Origin of the sequence: Paraburkholderia sp. J67, assembly GCF_905220265.1 — a bacterium.
In the GTDB taxonomy this organism is placed as follows: Bacteria; Pseudomonadota; Gammaproteobacteria; order Burkholderiales; family Burkholderiaceae; genus Paraburkholderia.
On the sequence record NZ_CAJMZK010000002.1, the window covers coordinates 324,174 to 341,220 of the forward strand.

13 protein-coding genes are annotated in these 17,047 nt (G+C 57.4%); 1 reads left to right on the forward strand and 12 read right to left on the reverse strand.

The window, feature by feature from the left end; all coding sequences use genetic code 11:
- Positions 1-3: 3 nt before the first annotated feature.
- The 12 genes from U5782_RS05390 to U5782_RS05445 form a co-directional block, all read right to left on the reverse strand.
- The gene (locus U5782_RS05390) at positions 4-1,173 is read right to left on the reverse strand and encodes a glycosyltransferase family 4 protein (protein WP_322042791.1); all 1,170 of its coding nucleotides are present in this window, start codon (positions 1,171-1,173) and stop codon (positions 4-6) included.
- Between the two features lie 110 nt (positions 1,174-1,283).
- Positions 1,284-2,711, reverse strand: a complete 1,428-nt coding sequence (locus U5782_RS05395; protein ID WP_322042792.1) for a mannose-1-phosphate guanylyltransferase/mannose-6-phosphate isomerase — start codon at positions 2,709-2,711, stop codon at positions 1,284-1,286.
- 92 nt (positions 2,712-2,803) lie between these two features.
- Positions 2,804-4,549: a capsular biosynthesis protein gene (locus tag U5782_RS05400; RefSeq protein ID WP_322042793.1), complete on the reverse strand. Its 1,746-nt coding sequence runs from the start codon at positions 4,547-4,549 to the stop codon at positions 2,804-2,806.
- 163 nt (positions 4,550-4,712) lie between these two features.
- Positions 4,713-5,864 (reverse strand): glycosyltransferase family 1 protein, encoded by a 1,152-nt coding sequence (locus U5782_RS05405; RefSeq protein WP_322042794.1) that lies wholly within the window; start codon positions 5,862-5,864, stop codon positions 4,713-4,715.
- A 73-nt stretch (positions 5,865-5,937) separates the two neighbouring features.
- A complete protein-coding gene (locus tag U5782_RS05410; protein WP_322042795.1) occupies positions 5,938-7,113 on the reverse strand; it encodes a glycosyltransferase family 1 protein in 1,176 nt (391 codons plus the stop codon).
- On the reverse strand, positions 7,110-7,994 hold the full coding sequence (locus U5782_RS05415) for an NAD-dependent epimerase/dehydratase family protein (RefSeq protein WP_322042796.1): 885 nt from the start codon (positions 7,992-7,994) through the stop codon (positions 7,110-7,112). The genes U5782_RS05410 and U5782_RS05415 overlap by 4 nt, the downstream gene beginning before the upstream one ends.
- A gap of 1 nt (position 7,995) precedes the next feature.
- Positions 7,996-9,030, reverse strand: coding sequence for a GDP-mannose 4,6-dehydratase (gene gmd / locus U5782_RS05420; protein ID WP_322042797.1), 1,035 nt, complete (start codon positions 9,028-9,030; stop codon positions 7,996-7,998).
- Between the two features lie 27 nt (positions 9,031-9,057).
- Positions 9,058-11,733, reverse strand: coding sequence for a glycosyltransferase family 1 protein (locus U5782_RS05425; protein WP_322042798.1), 2,676 nt, complete (start codon positions 11,731-11,733; stop codon positions 9,058-9,060).
- A 12-nt stretch (positions 11,734-11,745) separates the two neighbouring features.
- The gene (locus tag U5782_RS05430) at positions 11,746-12,432 is read right to left on the reverse strand and encodes a DUF4214 domain-containing protein (protein WP_322042799.1); all 687 of its coding nucleotides are present in this window, start codon (positions 12,430-12,432) and stop codon (positions 11,746-11,748) included.
- A gap of 50 nt (positions 12,433-12,482) precedes the next feature.
- Positions 12,483-13,133, reverse strand: a complete 651-nt coding sequence (locus U5782_RS05435; RefSeq protein WP_322042800.1) for an ABC transporter ATP-binding protein — start codon at positions 13,131-13,133, stop codon at positions 12,483-12,485.
- A complete protein-coding gene (locus U5782_RS05440; protein ID WP_322042801.1) occupies positions 13,130-13,927 on the reverse strand; it encodes an ABC transporter permease in 798 nt (265 codons plus the stop codon). The genes U5782_RS05435 and U5782_RS05440 overlap by 4 nt, the downstream gene beginning before the upstream one ends.
- Before the next feature lie 8 nt (positions 13,928-13,935).
- A complete protein-coding gene (locus U5782_RS05445) occupies positions 13,936-15,108 on the reverse strand; it encodes a hypothetical protein (protein WP_322042802.1) in 1,173 nt (390 codons plus the stop codon).
- 707 nt (positions 15,109-15,815) lie between these two features.
- Between U5782_RS05445 and U5782_RS05450 the strand changes: the two genes are divergently transcribed.
- On the forward strand, positions 15,816-17,045 hold the full coding sequence (locus U5782_RS05450; RefSeq protein WP_322042803.1) for a capsular biosynthesis protein: 1,230 nt from the start codon (positions 15,816-15,818) through the stop codon (positions 17,043-17,045).
- Positions 17,046-17,047: the final 2 nt, after the last annotated feature.

Here is a 17,047-nt window from a genome sequence, read left to right on the forward strand (position 1 = left end):
TATTTAGAAGGTCGATCCGGTCAACTCCCGGATCAAGTCCCGGTAGCGTTGTACCACAACGCGTTCGTCGAATTCTTTCTCGATTTTTTTTCGGCCCCGCCGGGCCATCTCCGCGCGCGCAATGGGGGGCATATCCAGCATTTTTGAGAGCGCCGCTGTAAGCGAGGCCGCGTCGCGCGCTTCGCAGAGCAAACCGTTTTCGCCATCGGCGACGACTTCGCGACAGCCGGGCACGTTGGTGGCCACAATCGGACGCCCCATCGCGCTGGCTTCCATCAGCGTGCGCGGCACGCCTTCGCGATAAGAGGGCAGGACCACGCAATCTGCGTCGGCGATAAAGGGGCGTACATCGGCGGTTTCGCCGAGATACTCGATCACGCCATCGCGCTCCCACGCGGCGACTTCCTCGCGGGTGATCGCACTGGGATTGTCGACGCCGACCGGACCGAGCAGTTTGAAACGTGCCTGCGGATAGCGCGCGCGCAGCTGACGCGCCGCTTCGACGTATTCGGCTACGCCTTTGTCCCAAAGCAAGCGGCCGATCAGCACGAAGGCGAACTCATTGCGTTCGGCCAGCGGGGTGAAGGCGAAGTCTTCGAGATCGACACCTTCACCATGCAACAGGCGCGCGCGCTCGGGATGGACGAGCAGGTTCTCTTCGCGAAAGGCGGCTTCGTCGTCGCGATTGAGAAACCAGACTTCGCGTGGAAAGCGGAACGCGAAGCGGTAAAGGCGTTTGGCGACCTGAGCGGCGCGGCTCTTCTGGATGAATACGTAGCCCAGACCGGTGGTGACCGCCACCGACGCCACGCGTGCAAGCCATGCGGCGACCGAACCGTAGATATTCGGCTTGATTGTGTAGTGGAAAACGACGTTGGGTTTGAGCGCGCGATAGTGCTTGAAGAGTGCGAGCAGCGTGCGCAGATCGTGCAGTGGGTTTGTACCTTTCGAGGCGACCGGCAAGTCGATGCACTCACAACCCATTTGCTGGAGCGACTCGAAGGTGCGATCGCGCGGCGCGATGATGCTGACGCGTGCGCCGCTTTGTGTGAGTGCACGTAGAAAACCGCGGCGATAGGTGTAGATCGCCCACGCGGTGTTGCAGACGAGGGCGACGTGGAGACACGGGACCGCGCGCGGCGATGAGCTGTCGGCAAAAGACGGATTGGACACGTGACGGGCGTGAAGGGCGGTTACGGGTTCGACGCAGTGCGCAAAACCAGTAGTTTACCGTGTCGGCGCGTCCCTCCACCCGGATTTCCTGAATGCCCTTTCGTTTCCCTTCAGGCTTTCGATACTCGTCCGTAGTTGTCTTCGAAGCGGACGATGTCGTCCTCGCCGAGATACGCACCCGACTGAACTTCGATCAGTTCGAGCGGGATCTTGCCGGGATTAAACAGCCGATGCTTCATACCAAGCGGGATGTAAGTCGATTGGTTTTCGCAAAGCAGGATTTCCTCGTCGCCGTTCGTCACGAGCGCGGTGCCGTTGACGACGATCCAGTGCTCTGCACGATGGTGGTGCATTTGCAGGCTAAGTTGCGCGCCTGGATTGACGACGATACGTTTGACCTGAAAGCGCTCGCCTTGATCGATACCTTCATAGGAGCCCCATGGACGCACAACGCGGCGGTGCGTGACCGACTCGTGGCGCCCGGACGCATTCAGTTGCTCGACGATCTTCTTGACGTCTTGCGCCTTGTCGCGATGTGCGACGAGTACCGCATCGGCCGTTTCGACAATGACGAGATCCTGCACACCGATCGCCGCAACCATGCGATGTTCTGCGCGGATATACGAATCGGCCACTGATTCGGTCAGTACGTCGCCCATGATCGAATTGCCCTGAGCGTTCGTTTGCGCAAGGTCCGCGAGCGCCGACCAGGAGCCAATGTCACTCCAGCCAAGATCGCTTGTCGCTACTACCGCTGCGCGGCTCGTCTTCTCCATGACGGCGAAGTCCACAGAGATGTTCGGACAAGCCGCAAACGCCGCGGCGTCGAGGCGAAGGAAATCGATATCGCGCTGAGCGTGTTCTACCGACAGCTCCGCTTGCTGAGCGACTTCCGGCTCATGAATGCGCAGCTCTTCCAGATATACCGATGCCTTCAGCATGAACATCCCGCTGTTCCAGTCGTAGCCGCCTGAGCTGAGAAAACGCTGTGCGGTCGACGCGTCGGGTTTTTCCACAAACGCCTCCACCGCGTAGGCGTTTGCGGCGCCAAGCTGCACACCGCGCCGGATATAGCCATACCCCGTGTTGGGTTCTGTCGGCTCTATGCCGAACGTAACGACGTACTGGTCCGCAGCGAGTTGCGCTGCGGTGCGCACGGCGGAGGCGAACGCGATTTCATCTCCGATGACGTGGTCAGATGGAAGCACGAGCAGCAGCGCGTCCGGAGTTTGGCGGATCGCAAGTATCGCGGCGACGGCGATCGCAGGTGCCGTGTTACGGCCCACGGGTTCGAGCACGATTGATGATGGCGCGACGTCAATCTCGCGCAATTGTTCGGCGACGAGAAAGCGTTGCTCGGCGTTCGAAATGACGATCGGATTCGCAACGTCCTTGACGTCGCGCAGGCGCAGAACGGTCTGCTGCATGAGCGTCTGCGTGCCGTTGAGGCGAAGATACTGTTTCGGAAAGCCACCACGGGACATTGGCCAAAGGCGAGTCCCGCTACCGCCGCAAAGTACTACTGGATGAATCTGCATGTCTTTATCCCCAAAAAAAGCGCCTGTTAATTGTCGAGTTTGCATTGATTTCCGCTTTGCGCGCACTCCGCTAGGAGTGTCTTGATGATGTGTCACCTGTGCATGATTTGCGACGCAAGGTGCATGAGCACGTTGCGCGTCCAGCGAGCGGCTTTACCTATGCTTCTCGCTGTGCCGTTGCGAACGGGTATGAGAGTGCGGCCTGCTCTAGGCGCGAGTTCGCGCACGATTCGCTCAGGCGTAGTGAAGAGCTTCAGGGTCCAATCCCAGTAGAGCGGGTAGTGCAATAACGCTCCTGCGACGAGCATGTCGAGCGTCAGGGCGCGTTGGCGCCACGGTTGCGCCAGCGCGTCCTCAGTCAGGCCCCAGCCAGCGTAGAACGGTAATCCATAGGTGCAGACCTTCTTGGTGCGTAGCAGGGCTTCGAACCCTGAGAGCGACGAGAGGGTATGAACTTCGTCAGCGGCGTCGATCAGCGAGATGAGATCCGCGTGCATATCGACTACGTCAGCGAAACGGGCTGCATCGATCATCCCGCGCCGATTACCCGACAGCACGTCGGGGTGTGGCTTGTAGACGATCCAGGCATCTGGTCTTGCGACGCGCACGGCTTGCAGTAACGCCTCCGCTGTGGTTATACCGCGTGTGCCGAGGCGGATCGAGGCGTCGTCGGCGACCTGACCCGGCACCAAGACTATGCGTCGGTGCGCCGGTGCGCGCCAATTCGGTGCGCGTCGGCCAAGGTTGTATTTCGTGAGTCCTAGTTCGACGATCTGCGCGCGCAATGCTGCGGCCCTGCGCAACTCGGCGTCGCCAAAATCGGTCTCGTTCAGAATGACGGTGAGATCGCTTGGTTGCATCGGATCGAAGTACAGTCCTCGCAGATCCACGATCTGACTCCGCGGCGCATGCATGTCCGAGCCTAGTCCCCACGAATGCAGAAAGCCGTCCTCGATACGCACCTGCGTTACGCCGCCCATTAGACCTTGCGCGCTGCGTGCGCCCCAGAACACTGCTTGCTCGTGAGGCGCAATCGACATACTGCTGTTATCCCAGCGCACGGCGCCGCCCCCCGACTCGAGAAAAGGTGTTGCGAAAGGCCGCTTCCACCGCTGGAATTGCACGCCGATCGGCTCCGTGATGGTCTGGTAGCGGTGGGCGACATCGCGCTGCAAGGCGATGCTGTCGAGCAGTGAGTTGAGCGTGCCATGCGTATGCGTCAACGGATCGATATAGTCCGTGCAATGCATGAACACGGCTGCGAAGAATTGCGCAAGGGTGGGCCGCACCGTTCGATCAGGGAATGAGCTTGAGTCGTGCGTGAGTCCCCACCCCGCATAGTAAGGGCCGCCGAATACATGGAGCGGCACGCCGGCAAGCAGTGCGTGCAGACCTTCGAGGGCCGCCACCGTATATACGTGATCGACCGCAGTGATCGTCGCACACAGCGAATGCGTGGCATCAAGACGTTCGATTCCGGTTGGCAGCCATTTGGCTTCTTGTTCGGAAAGCCAGCTTCCGCGTACTGCACCATTGGAGCGGCCGAGCCAGACCGTTGCTCCGGGATGCGTGTGCCTGACCGTGTTGAGCATGGCGCGGAACGCACTGCGACAGGCTCTGCCTGCGCGTCGCGATCTGCCGGGCACTATACGTTCGTCGATGACGAGTACATGCAAACCGCCGTTCGAAGCACGCAATTGCGGAGGGATCTTTGGCACGCAGTGGCGCGGATCAAGGGCGTGGAGGTCGTGCGTCCTGCGCATGAGTCGCGCGATCTCCGCGTCGTCAATTTTCTTTACCGATGTCTCAAGCGTTGTTCGCAGTGTCGAAGCGATCATGCTTGCATCATTGCTCCTGAGCGATGCGCGAAACCATGCGAGTGGAGGGCGACCCGCGCCACGCGGAGGGAACGGGCTGGGTGCCGTGGCATTCGAACCGACTCGATTCGCGTACGTCACACGCGTGGAGAAAGGGCGAAGGGCTTGTTGCCTCTGCTGCATGTCAGCCGATTGTCGCCAAAAAGGTATCGATGCGCAGGAAATGCTCGGACCAGGTAGGAGCACGAAAATTACCTATGCGCGCGATCTGCCGGTCGCGGGCTGGCGAATCGTCGAGCGTGTAGTCTAGGACACGCCTTGTCCAGCCAGGCCCATCCAACGGATCTAGATAGTCAGGAATATCACCGGCGATCTCGCGAAAAACTGCAAGTTCGCTGGCTATGACCGGTAGCCGCATCTCTAGTGCTTCCACGAGCGGCATGCCGTAACCTTCTACGAAACTGGGAAACAGTAGCGCACGGGCGTGTGTCAGCCATGCGCGTAGCCGGGCGTCGTCGCAATGAGTTTCTTCGATGACGTGCTGACGTAACGCTTCGCAACGCTCGAGCATATCGATCGCGTTTTCGCATTCCCAGCCGCGCCGGCCAATGATGACGAGGCGTGGCGCCGCACTGCCGTGCGCTTCGACGAGCCGCCGCCAGATATGCAGCATGAACCAGTGATTCTTGCGAGGCTCGATTGTCCCGAGCATCACGAAATAGGGGGCGTCGCAAAGACGAGGATACGACGCTTGACCGCCGACCCCCGATGCAAGCGGTGCGACTGCGACTGGCGGCAGCGGCAGTTTTCTCTCGGCTGCGTATTGCACGAGCATGCGTTCTGTGTCGTACGAATTGGCGATCAGCCCGTCTGCATTCGCAAGGGCGGTATCGATCCGGATACGATGTGCTTTGTCAACGTCGGGGCGGCAGTATTCCGCATGCGTTAGCGGAATCAGGTCGTGAATCATGAATACCGAGCGCACACCCCGTGCGCCCATTGCCGCATAAAAACGGCTGTATTCCATGCCGTTGTGACTTGTATGCAACAAACACGCATTCTCGAATCGTTCGCGCAGAACCGACGTTCCATAGCCACGAAGTACGCTGGCGGCGACGAATGAGCGCTTGCGCTGTTGCGTAAGCAAAAAGTCGAAAATCCGCAGGGAATCTTCGTCTGAGAGCACCGCCGCAAAACCACCGTAACTGAATACCGCTCGTGCGCGGGCTGCGTATTGCTCAACATAAGCGAGCCCGACACGATCGACGCCAGTCGGCAGTAGTCCTTCGTGAAGACGTCGTGCCAATCGGGTTACATCGAGCAGAATCTGTGTCACGGCGAGCGATCTTGTTTGCGGCGGCGTACGGGTGGCTTGGGAGGGGCGCTTGGAGCGTCTCATCATCTCTGTTTCAGCGCTGCACTATGTCGTGCGTGGCAGTGTTTAGCGCTAGACTTCCGTATCCGGGCGTAGTGGGGTTGTCCTGAATGCTGCGATACACATCGAGCGTACGAGCGAAGCACGTATCCCAGTGATAAAGGGCGGCGCGCGCAAAACCTTTCTTGACGGCTCGCGCCCGCCACTCATCGTCGGTCAGCACCCGTTCGATGTCGTTGCGCAGGGCATCGTGATCGTCGGGATTGGTCAGCCAAGCGGCGTCATCGCATACTTCCGACATAACTGAGTTGCCGGTCGTGAGCGTTGGTACGCCGCTCGCCATCGCCTCGATTGCGGGTAAGCCAAAGCCCTCATAGATCGACGGAAAAAAGAATGCGCGCGCACCGGCATAAAGTGCTGGCAATCTCGCCTCGTCAACAAAACCGATATACCGGATCCAGCCTTGCGGGCTCAGCGCATGGATCCGCGCCATGATGCCTTCGCTCAGCCAACCACTTGCGCCCGCGATCACCAGCGGGAATTGATAGCGTAGCGGAGCCGGCAGAGCGGCGTAGGCGTCGATGAGTCGGTCGATACGCTTGCGCGGTTCAAGCGTCGAAATGCAGAGAGCGTAGTGACCGGCACGCAGGCTCAGCGAGGCAAGCGCAGGCAAAAGCTCTGCTGCGTCGTGCTGGCGAAAGGTAGGCGAAACGCCGAGCGGCACAGAAGTGATACGCTCAATTGGCCAGTTGAAATACGACGCGACCTCGCTACGGATTGCTTCTGAATCGGTGATGATGTGACGGCTGCGTGCGAGCGTCGAGTTGAATTGCTGCTCGAACTGTTCGACGCGCGCCTTCGGATGTGATTGCGCAAAGCGGAATACGGAGAGATCGTGCACGGTGATGACGCCGCTTTCTACCCCCTTGGGCAGGAGGTAATTGGGCGAGTGAAACAAGTGTGAGCGCATGCAGGCTCGCGCCTGCTTTCGACCCCACCAGTTCGAAATGGCGCGGCCGGGCAGCAGACGCGCACTGTGCTTTCCCTCGTTCAACTTGCTCGAAGGATCCTTGTAGGAAATACCATTAGCGTAAAAACACACATCGTCGAACTGCGTGGAGCAGTACATACGCTGTGCAAGTTCCCACGTATAGCGCCCGATCCCCGTGAGTGGCGGTGCCAGTGCATCTATTGCAAGCGCTACCTTCATAGCTCGCTCTCGAGCATCCAACGCAGTGTTTCCTTGAGCGGCGTGTGCCCATTTACGCCAATATCGTCACGTAGCAGACGAGCCGAGCCTACGAGCTTGGCGACTTCGTTGCTGCGTACGAAAGCTGGATTCACCTTGATTTCCAGCTTGTGTCCACTCAAATCCTGGACGAGATGAATGACATCGAGCAGCGAATGTCCGGTCCCGGAGCACACGTTGTAGGTCTTCCCCGGTACCGCCGATTTGAGCAGGTGTGCATAGGTCCGCGTTATATCGCGCACATCGGAAAAATCGCGAACGACATTCAGATTGCCGAGTTCGATTTCATTCGCACGCTGCCGGAAATGGTCGACGATCTTCGGCAGCAGAAAGCTCGTGCGCTGACCGACGCCCGTGTAGTTAAATGGGCGAACGATTGTAATGGGCAAATGCGCCTGCCAGACGCGCGCGACGTGCTCAGCCGCGAGTTTGCTGATTGCGTAGTCGTTGACGGGCAACGGTTCAACGCTTTCGTCGATCGTTCCTTGCGCTGCGTTGCCATAGACGTTGGCGCTGCTTGCGAGCAGCACTGCGTCAGGACGATAATCGCCTTGCGCTAGCGCCGCTAGCAGATTACGGGTACCCACGACGTTGACCGCATACAACTCACCGATGTCGCCGTGCGCGACGTGGGGGATCGCAGCGAGATGCACTACTGCCGAAGGGCGGTGAGCGGCGACGACGCGAGCGATCGTCTGCCGATCCAGCAGATCGGCCGCGATCCAGCGCGAATTTTTCGGCTGCCTCGACACGCCGATCACCTCATGGCCCGCCTCTTCGAGATGGGCGCAGAGATAATGACCGGTGAACCCGTCGGCACCGGTAATCAGCACTTTTGCCATGTCAGAACGACGCGCCAGCCATGTTACGGCGCAGATCCGCCTGAACCATCATGTCGCACAGTTGTTCGAGCGTGGTCTGCGGCTTCCAGCCGAGTTCACGCGCCGCCTTGGCCGGATCACCGATGAGCAGGTCGACTTCCGCCGGGCGATAGAACGCTGGATTGATGCGAACCAGGGCTTTGCCCGTTGCGACGTCGAAGGCCTGCTCGCGCTCTCCAGCGCCTTCCCACGCAATCTGCAAGCCTGCCGACACGGCGCTCATCGTGACGAAGTCACGCACGGTTTCGGTTCGATTCGTTGCGAGCACATAGGTGTCGGGCCTTTCCGCCTGGAGCATGAGGTACATGCCTTCGACATAATCTTTTGCAAACCCCCAATCGCGCTTGGCGTCAAGATTGCCGAGCTCAAGCACGTCGAGCTTGCCAAGCTTGATCTTTGCGATGCTGTCGGTGATCTTTCGCGTGACGAATTCGCGACCGCGCAGCGGTGATTCGTGATTGAACAGAATCCCGCTGCTGCCGAAGATGTCGTAACTCTCGCGGTAGTTCACAGTGATCCAGTGACCGTAGAGCTTGGCGACGCCATAGGGGCTACGGGGATAAAAGGGTGTCGCTTCCGATTGCGGAATTGCCTGCACTTTACCGAACATCTCGGACGTGCTGGCCTGATAAAAGCGGATTTTTGGATTGACGATTCGAATCGCCTCGAGCAGGTTAGTAACGCCGATACCCGTGATTTCCGCCGTCGTGACTGGCTGATCAAACGAGACGCCGACGAAGCTCTGTGCCGCCAGATTATAGATTTCCGTGGCTTCCGTTTTGGAAATCAGTCGGATGCTCGCGCTGAGGTCGGTCAGATCGTATTCGACGAGATTAAGATTCGGGTCATTCGCAATCCCGAGTTCCTCGATACGCCAGAAGTTGGTCGAACTGGTGCGTCGATAGGTGCCAAACACTTGATAGCCTTTGCCTAGCAGCAGTGCCGCGAGATAAGCCCCATCCTGCCCGGTGATGCCGGTAATAATTGCTTTTTTCATTGTTTCTCGATGATTCCCACACCTGAATTAGATCGCTACGGCTACGAGCGGCATATGATGGACCGGTGCATTCGCGAGCCCCGATCGTTGCCGGATTGTCACGATATACGAGCCGCTGCGTAGCGGCACGCGCACCATCAGACCCGAGCGTGCGCTTAGCAACTGGCCGTTGCGGGTACCGTCAATCACGATCTGGCCGGCGCGATCGGCCACCTCGTATACGACGTCGTGAAGCGCGAAGGACATTGACGAAGTGAGCCGGCACCATAGCCCGGGAACGCCAATGGCTGCGGATTCGACGATTCCGAAGCTGTTATCGCTCGTAGGCAGCGCTACTTTCGCTTTGACCATCTCGGCTGCCATACGTTGCGCGCCGTACTTGCCGTAAGCCTCTTCGCAAACCAGCTGCTTGAGCTTGAAGCTGGCATCGAAGCCGACGCCAGCTTCATGCGCGACGCCGCCCGACTGGTAATTGATGTCGTAGTAGTTCTCGAAATAGATCTGATCGTCAAACCACTCGGGCACCCAAGACGAATAGCTCATCGGCCAAAACAGCGTCGTGCAGCGTGCGCTGTCCTGCATGTTCGAATAGCGATGCGCAACGATATTGAAATAGAAGCCCCATTCATCGAAACATCGTGGTTGCACGTAGCGGAATTCCTGCGCTGCTTCAGCAAACGCTGCTTTATGAACCAACTGCGCTTGGTGACTCGAATATGCAAGACGCGGATAGCCATGCTCGCGCAGTACCGTGCCCGTATGCCACTGGCCGCGATCATAACTGGACTCGCCGAAAGGGCTCGATTTCCAGCTCGTCATATCGCTGTAGAAATACTTGCCCACGTATTTGCCATTCTTGATGAAGTGGGTGTCCGGAAGCGGGCGCAGCAAGATGCAGTCGTCGTCAAGTGCAATGAATGCCTCGTCGACTTCGGGGCGTGCGAACAAACACTCACGCAGGAGAAAGTTACGTTCGACGTGATCGACCACGCCGACCTGGGCGTCCTCCAAAACTTCCTCGTCACACAACACCGTGTATCGAAGTTTGCGATCCGAAAGGGCGGAGATGAATTCGTCGCGCTGCGCTTCCCGCGTCATCAGCACGACATCTTTGATCGACGAGTGGGTGAGGAAGCTATCGAGCGACTTCTCGACATTGTGCAGATTCGTCGAGATGTAGACGAGTTGCAGCCCTTCCGTGGATACGCGCGTTGCCTCCTGGCGGAAGCGTGAGAGGTGCGTGTCCAGCACGCGAGCGGCGTCGTCCCAGGCGGGGAGATTCACGGAGGTGGCGCGGCTTCGCACTTCGTCATACCACGACCGGTCGCGGAGCAGGTGCTCGAGCGCGATCGCGAAGGAGTCGAAATCGTCCGGATTGAAAAGCACGCTAAGGCCCTGACCGGCTTCGACCAGTGCACCGCGGTCGCTCGACAGCACCGCACAGCCTTTTGCGAGCGCTTCGAGCACGGGCAAGCCGAATCCCTCGTACCACGACGAGGTCGCGTAGGCAAAGCAATGCTCGTACAAATACTGTAGGGTTCCATCGTCGATGCCGCTAAGCCATTTGATGCCGTCGCCCGCCTCGGAAATCGTTGTCAACCTGTCAACGAAGTCATTGCGTTCCCATCCCTTCTTACCGACGATGACGATGTTGACGCCGAGTTCACGAATGCGTTCGAGATTGTCGACAAAGAATGCGTAGTTCTTGCGCGGTTCGACTGTTCCGACGCACAGGACATAGGGCGCCGACGAAAGGTAGTCTAGGGTTTCTACGTCGAGCGTTGGTTCGACTGTCGTTGGAACTGGAAGATCTCCACCGAGGGGAATGGTGACCATGGGCGGGCAGCGCGAACCGATCTCCCGCACGATCTTCATCGCATCGTCACGCACAGCGTCGGAGATACAGACGAAAAGATCAGAAAAGCTGACTGCTGCGAAAAAGTGCTCCAGATATCGGATCACGGTATCTTCGTGGGAACTCTCGGGGTAGAGGACCGGCACCGCATCGTAATGCATATTGACGATGCGCACGCCGTTCGTCTTCATCGTGCGATACAGATCCCACTTCGAGATGCTAAGACCCCACGAGGCGTCAATGTCAAAATAAACATCGCCCTTGCGAAATGCGACGGGTTGAGACCCCGGGTTCTGGAATTCGTCATCGACAAGGTCAACAGGGACGAAATGCCGATGGCCCTTGTCATACGTAACCAGTTTGACGCTCTCCGCGTCGAATCGACATGCGAGCTCTCTGACCACTCGCTGAATACCCGTACGTGCCCCCGTACGCACTGTGTTAGACACGTCGACAAAGATTGTCGGGTGTGTGGCGGGTGCGCCGAATGACAGTTTGGGCGTGGAGCGGCCGTTAACTTTGACTTCCTGCGAGCCGGAAATGGCACGTCGAATTTCTTCGATTTTCTGGACGTTCGACGCGGGATTCACGATAAAACGCTGGAACGTGCGTGCATCGGTATGGCGGTTAAGCAGCCAGATATATGCGATTTCGATGAGTTCGGCCGAGCTGATGGCTTCAGCGGCGTTGAAATCGCTGTCAGTGAATTCACCGCACCAGATCTTGCACAGCAGATCGCGCGCGATCGGCGACCACGATGTCGTGAAAAACGGCGACTTCGAATTTCGTTCGAGCAGCTTGAGCAATGCGGCGGCGACGCGTCGCAGCGAATAGTGTTGAATGTTCACGACGGAATCCGGTTAATGTCGCTGAATTTGTTGCTCGATGAGTGCGAGCAGTCTTTCGGCCGCCACGCGGTTGTCGCGCGGCATGGGCAGCCCCGAAGGAGTGGGCGCAGGGATGGCATGCGTCGCGCCCTGGCCCAAAGTCCGAATCGTAGCGAACTCCTTTTCCAGCTTCGCGATGGCATCGCGTACGCTCGACGTCTGCGAGTGCGTCGCCCGCAATTCGTCGCGGATCCCGGCGGTGATCACATCGGCGGACATGGGTGCGGCGAGTTTGCCGCTTGTGCGGTGGGCGGCTAGTTCTTTCTCCAGCTTAGCCATTGCAGTCAACGTCTGCTTCGTCATTTCGCGCGAGGCCAGCAATTCCGCATGCAATGTCGAGAATGCGCTTTCGCCGCTAGCTGCGAGTTCGAATTGTCGGACGCGGATCGCAGACGCGAACGGCCCGAGCAACGGCAGTTTTGACAGAGCGAAGAGTTGGCGGTAGATGACAGCGAAACGCGGATTACCGTGCCGCGTGCGAAATTCGCTCGAGGCCAGAATATCGCGCAGAATTGATCGCTTGTCGCGGCCTTTTTCAATCAAGGCGTTGTAGTGCAGCAAACCCTCGGTGTCGATCTCACGCCCTAGCAGCGTGACGTAGCACCGGTTGACAAACTCTTTACCCGGAAGCGCGATCAGCGAGGCAATCGACGCGCGCATCAGCCTTTCCCCGTGTGTGGCCATTGTTGTTTCCTGTAACTTACGTATTCTCAGCAATACTTGTCGTAGTAGTGAAATGCTTCGTTGATGCTTCCAAAGTTGAGCAGCCGCCCATTCTGCAGTACGCAGGCGCGATGACAGCGCTCACGTACGACCCGTGCATCATGCGATACCAGAATCATTGCCCGGTCGCGACGCTTCTCAAAAAGCTCGAAACTGCATTTTGAGTGAAACCGGGCATCGCCGACCGCGATTACTTCATCGATCAAAAAACAATCGAACTCGATCGCCATTGAAATGGCGAAGGAGAGGCGTGCGCGCATACCGTTGGAATAGTTCTTTACGGGTTCGCGCAAATAGGCACCCAATTCAGAAAATTCCTCGACAAACGGAATGATGCCTTCGTGCGAGATGCCATATACCCGACACACGAAACGCAGATTGTCGAGCCCCGTCAGGCTTCCTTGCATTCCACCTGAGAAAGCGAGCGGCCATGAAACCGACATGCTTCGAGTGACGCTACCTTCATTCGCGAACTCGGATCCGCTAATGAGACGGATGAGCGTAGATTTTCCAGAACCGTTCTTGCCGAGAATGCCGATGCGCTCGCCAGCGTGGACGGATAGGTTGACACGGTCCAGAATTGTGCGCGTGCCGTCACGTGTTCGGTAGTGCTTCGAAACGTCGCTGAGCTCGATCATTGAGGCTCAACCTTGCTCGATACGTCTCGCACGACCCACAGCCCAAGCCATGTGAGTACCACGCACACGATGGCAGTATAAGTGACGCTGAAATAGGTTGTTATTGATTGGCCGAAATAGCCGAGACGAAAAATCTCGACGCAATTTGCGGCTGGGAACAGTAGGACGAGTTTTCTTACGCCCGGCGGCAGCCAACTGGCCATCACGAGGGCGCCTGATACTGGCAACTGGAAATAGGAAATTGGGTGCCAGAGCCGTTCAACAAGTTCGCTGTACTCCGTGAGCGCCCCCACCAGCAGCGCGGCCGCAGCCGAGTACCAGAGCAGGAGCGCCCAGCCGCCGATCATGATGAGCGTATTGTTCGGCGCAGGAATCAGCCCGACAATCATGAAGACAAGCATTAGCGCGATCATCGAAAGCGTGGCGCCGCTCGTTTCCAGAAGGATGCGTGACAGAAATAAATCGATTACACGAACGTTGCGGTGAAATAGCAGCGCTGAATTCGGCTGGATGGCAAGCGTGCAACGGCCGATCGTATTGCGCCAGGCGAGTACGGTCGTGTAGCCGGTCACTGTATAGGCGACCGCGTTCATATGATGAGCGCCGCCAATATCGTGGAAGAGCGACCACAGAATAGTCACGCCGAGCGTGAACAGCATCGGCTCGCCGAATAGCCATGCGAAACCGAGATTGTGCCGGCCATAGCGCGTAATGATCTCCCGCATCAGCAGCGCGTGAAGCACGCGCAACTGAATACGTAACGATCGGTGGAGCGAATAAGAGGGAGCAATCATGACGATGTCTAGTCGCGATGCTCGCGGACGCTGGAGATGAGCAGGCTGAGCGTGCCCCAGCTCACGAGCCCGAGTAAGAGCGTGATAAGGATGTTACGGCCGCGATGGGGCAGGATGGCTTCATCCGCGAGATTGGGCTGTGAGACGCGTTCGAGATAGAGTTGCTGCCGTTGCGCCTGATTGCGTGCGCTTTCAAGCGACGCGAGTGCGGTCGTTAACTGCTCGTTGGCGAATTCGCGTTCGAGCGCGACCTGTTGGAATGCCGAGTCCTTGTTCGCAAGTGAACCGGTGCCGCCCGCGATTTCACGTGACGCGCTATCGATTTCAGCCTGGATAGTCGCGATCGATGTTTTCAACGATTGCACTTGCGGATTGAGTGGCGAAACCTGCTGTACCTGCGCGAGCTTCGCCTTCGCTGTGACGAGATCGCCCTTCATTTGCGCGACCTGCTGCAATTGCAGTGCGGATTGTTTGTCTGGGTCGAAGACTGCTTGGCGATTGCGGAACGACGACATGGCTGCTGCGGCGTTTCTCACTCGTGCCTCGGCGCGCGCAACTTCGCTCTGCGCATATTTGATTAGATCGCCGCGAGCCCGCTCATTCATGCGATTAACGAGCTCTTCGCTCAACTCAAGAAGCCGTTCATTAAAGCGCTCCGCGTCTCGCGCAGTAAAGGCGTGCACTTCGAGAGTACTGATGGACGAGGTCGTGTCGTAATAGACACTCACGTGGTCTTGATAGTAATCCAGCAGCCGCTCATTGCTGGCGAAGAAACCTGAAGGATTGAAACGGCTGAACAGATCGCCGCGCTGCCCTGAATAGGCGCTGCGGAAATTATTGTTGCGATTCAGGGATTCCAGTGCGTCGCGCGAGGTGATATAGGCATTGACGACATATGCGTCGTCCTGTGAGGTGCTCAAACCCGCGCTTTGCAGCAAGCTGCTCAGCGGAATGCTGGCATCGGAATCCTTGCTGGGTTTGCGTATAACGAAACTGGCCTGAGAAACGTAAACGTCGGACGCGACAAAGCCGTAATAGGTTGTCGAAATCACGGTGGGTACGAGTACTGTCGCTACGAAGAGCTTATTTAAAGATCCGAAGCGCTGGACGTCGCCGATCTTCTTGCGTGCATTTCCCCGAAGAGTTGCGGCTATTCGTTGTGCTGATGCTAGTTCAAACATTGTAGCCGGTCATAGTGGCCGCAGCCGTATAATCGAAACCGAAATACCGTGCTCATGCAGCGGTTCGCTAGATGCGCCGAATTCGTGTCAATTCAAATTCAGCCTCTCATTTTGCCAGAAATTCACCAACTGCCCTCGGTCCAGCAGAGTCTTGCCTCGATGCTTCCTGTTCTGAATAGTGCTTGCTACAGAGGCAGCATGATGGAATGAGAAATGTAGCTTCACGTAACGAGTGCGAGGGTGGTCGCATTATACTCGTATGTTTCCTCGCGGGGTCATGAATTATGACTCTGTCGTGTCGATACAAAAACCTCTGCACGAGCTATGGAAGGATTGGGCCATACCACTGTTGTTTTGTGATTTTTCTGATTGACAGTGAAACTAAATTTTGTTTGGAAGGCCGTTTGGTGCGTGCCGAGGCGGTCTGAGGAGCGTCGATATGGTGATTGATGGCGTTTTGTGTGATGTATACGTTTGGATTTTTGTTTCGCGAGGGGCAAACGTTTGGTGTTGATGCATCTCGACTTTTTTCAGGTGGGGGTATTCGGGTAAGAGTTGATTGGCGGTAGCGGGAGCATGTGTGTATTGCTGGCAATAGTGTTATATTCACGCTTCGCGAACGCGAGGTTGGGGCGTTGTACGTTTTTCTATAAGAATTCAGCTTCTTGGAGGGGCGCCTGCGCTTGTTGGAGCCACCAGAGTCATCAATGTCACGCTCGTTTCTCCTTTTGCAGGGCACTGCTTCCTTGTTTTTTAGTCGGCTAACACGGGCATTGATGGCCGGTGGGCACAACGTACTTCGCGTCAACTTTTGCGGTGGCGATTGGGCCTACGCTCGAGGGGGGCGCAAGCTGAGTTATTGTGGTGAACTGACGGACCTGGCCAAGTGGTATTCGGAACTGGTGCGTCGCGAATCCATTTCCGATATTGTTATGTTCGGCGATTGCCGCGAAGTCCATCTTGCGATTCATGGTGTCGCGCAAACGAATGGTCTGCGCGTCCACGTTTTCGAGGAAGGTTATGTTCGACCCAATTGGATCACGCTTGAGAGACATGGTGTCAATGGGCGATCTCGATTACCGAAGGATGCTCGTTGGTATCGTGCGCATCGCCATGCGATCCCGCCGGCTCAGGAGGGGCAACCCACCGGTTACAATCTCCATGAGAGGGTTTTCCACGATATCGCGTATCGTGCGGCCAACGCGTTGCTGAAACCAATCTTTCGCTCCTATCGAAGCCATCGCCCACGCAACGGCTTGCTGGAATATGCGGGTCTTGCATCAAGGGCATTTCGGCAAAAAATATATACGCGTGAAGCCGAGGCCGTTACGCGAGAACTTCTTGAGGGCGAAGTGCCCTGGTATCTGTTTCCGCTTCAGCTTAATTCCGACGCTCAGATAATCGTGCATTCGCGATTCGATGGCATTCGCAATGCGATTCGCGAAGTCATTTGCTCTTTCGCGTGCTCTGCACCGGACAATGCGCTATTGGTCATCAAAAATCATCCCCTCGATACGGGGCTAATTGAATATCGGCAATACGCCCAGAGACTTGCGGAGGCGCTAAATATCGGAAGGCGAATCCGCTTCATCGATGCTGGGCACTTACCAACCCTGCTCGATCGGGCGCGAGGTGTCGTGGTGGTCAACAGCACGGTAGGTTTATCGGCGATCCATCATAAGCGGCCGCTGATCGCGCTGGGCGATGCCATATACAAGATGGAAGGTTTAACCTGGTGCGGTTCGCTTGACGATTTCTGGCTAAATGCCACAGCGCCGGATATGGAGCTTTACAACGCGTTTCTGAGCTACGTGACCCAGGAGACTCAGATCAACGGTGACTTCTATACCCGCAGTGGTATCGCTATGGCCGTCCGCGGAGCAGTTGCGAGGCTGACGCGGGACGCCGCGGATTCCAATTCGGGGCTGGATGGCTGATG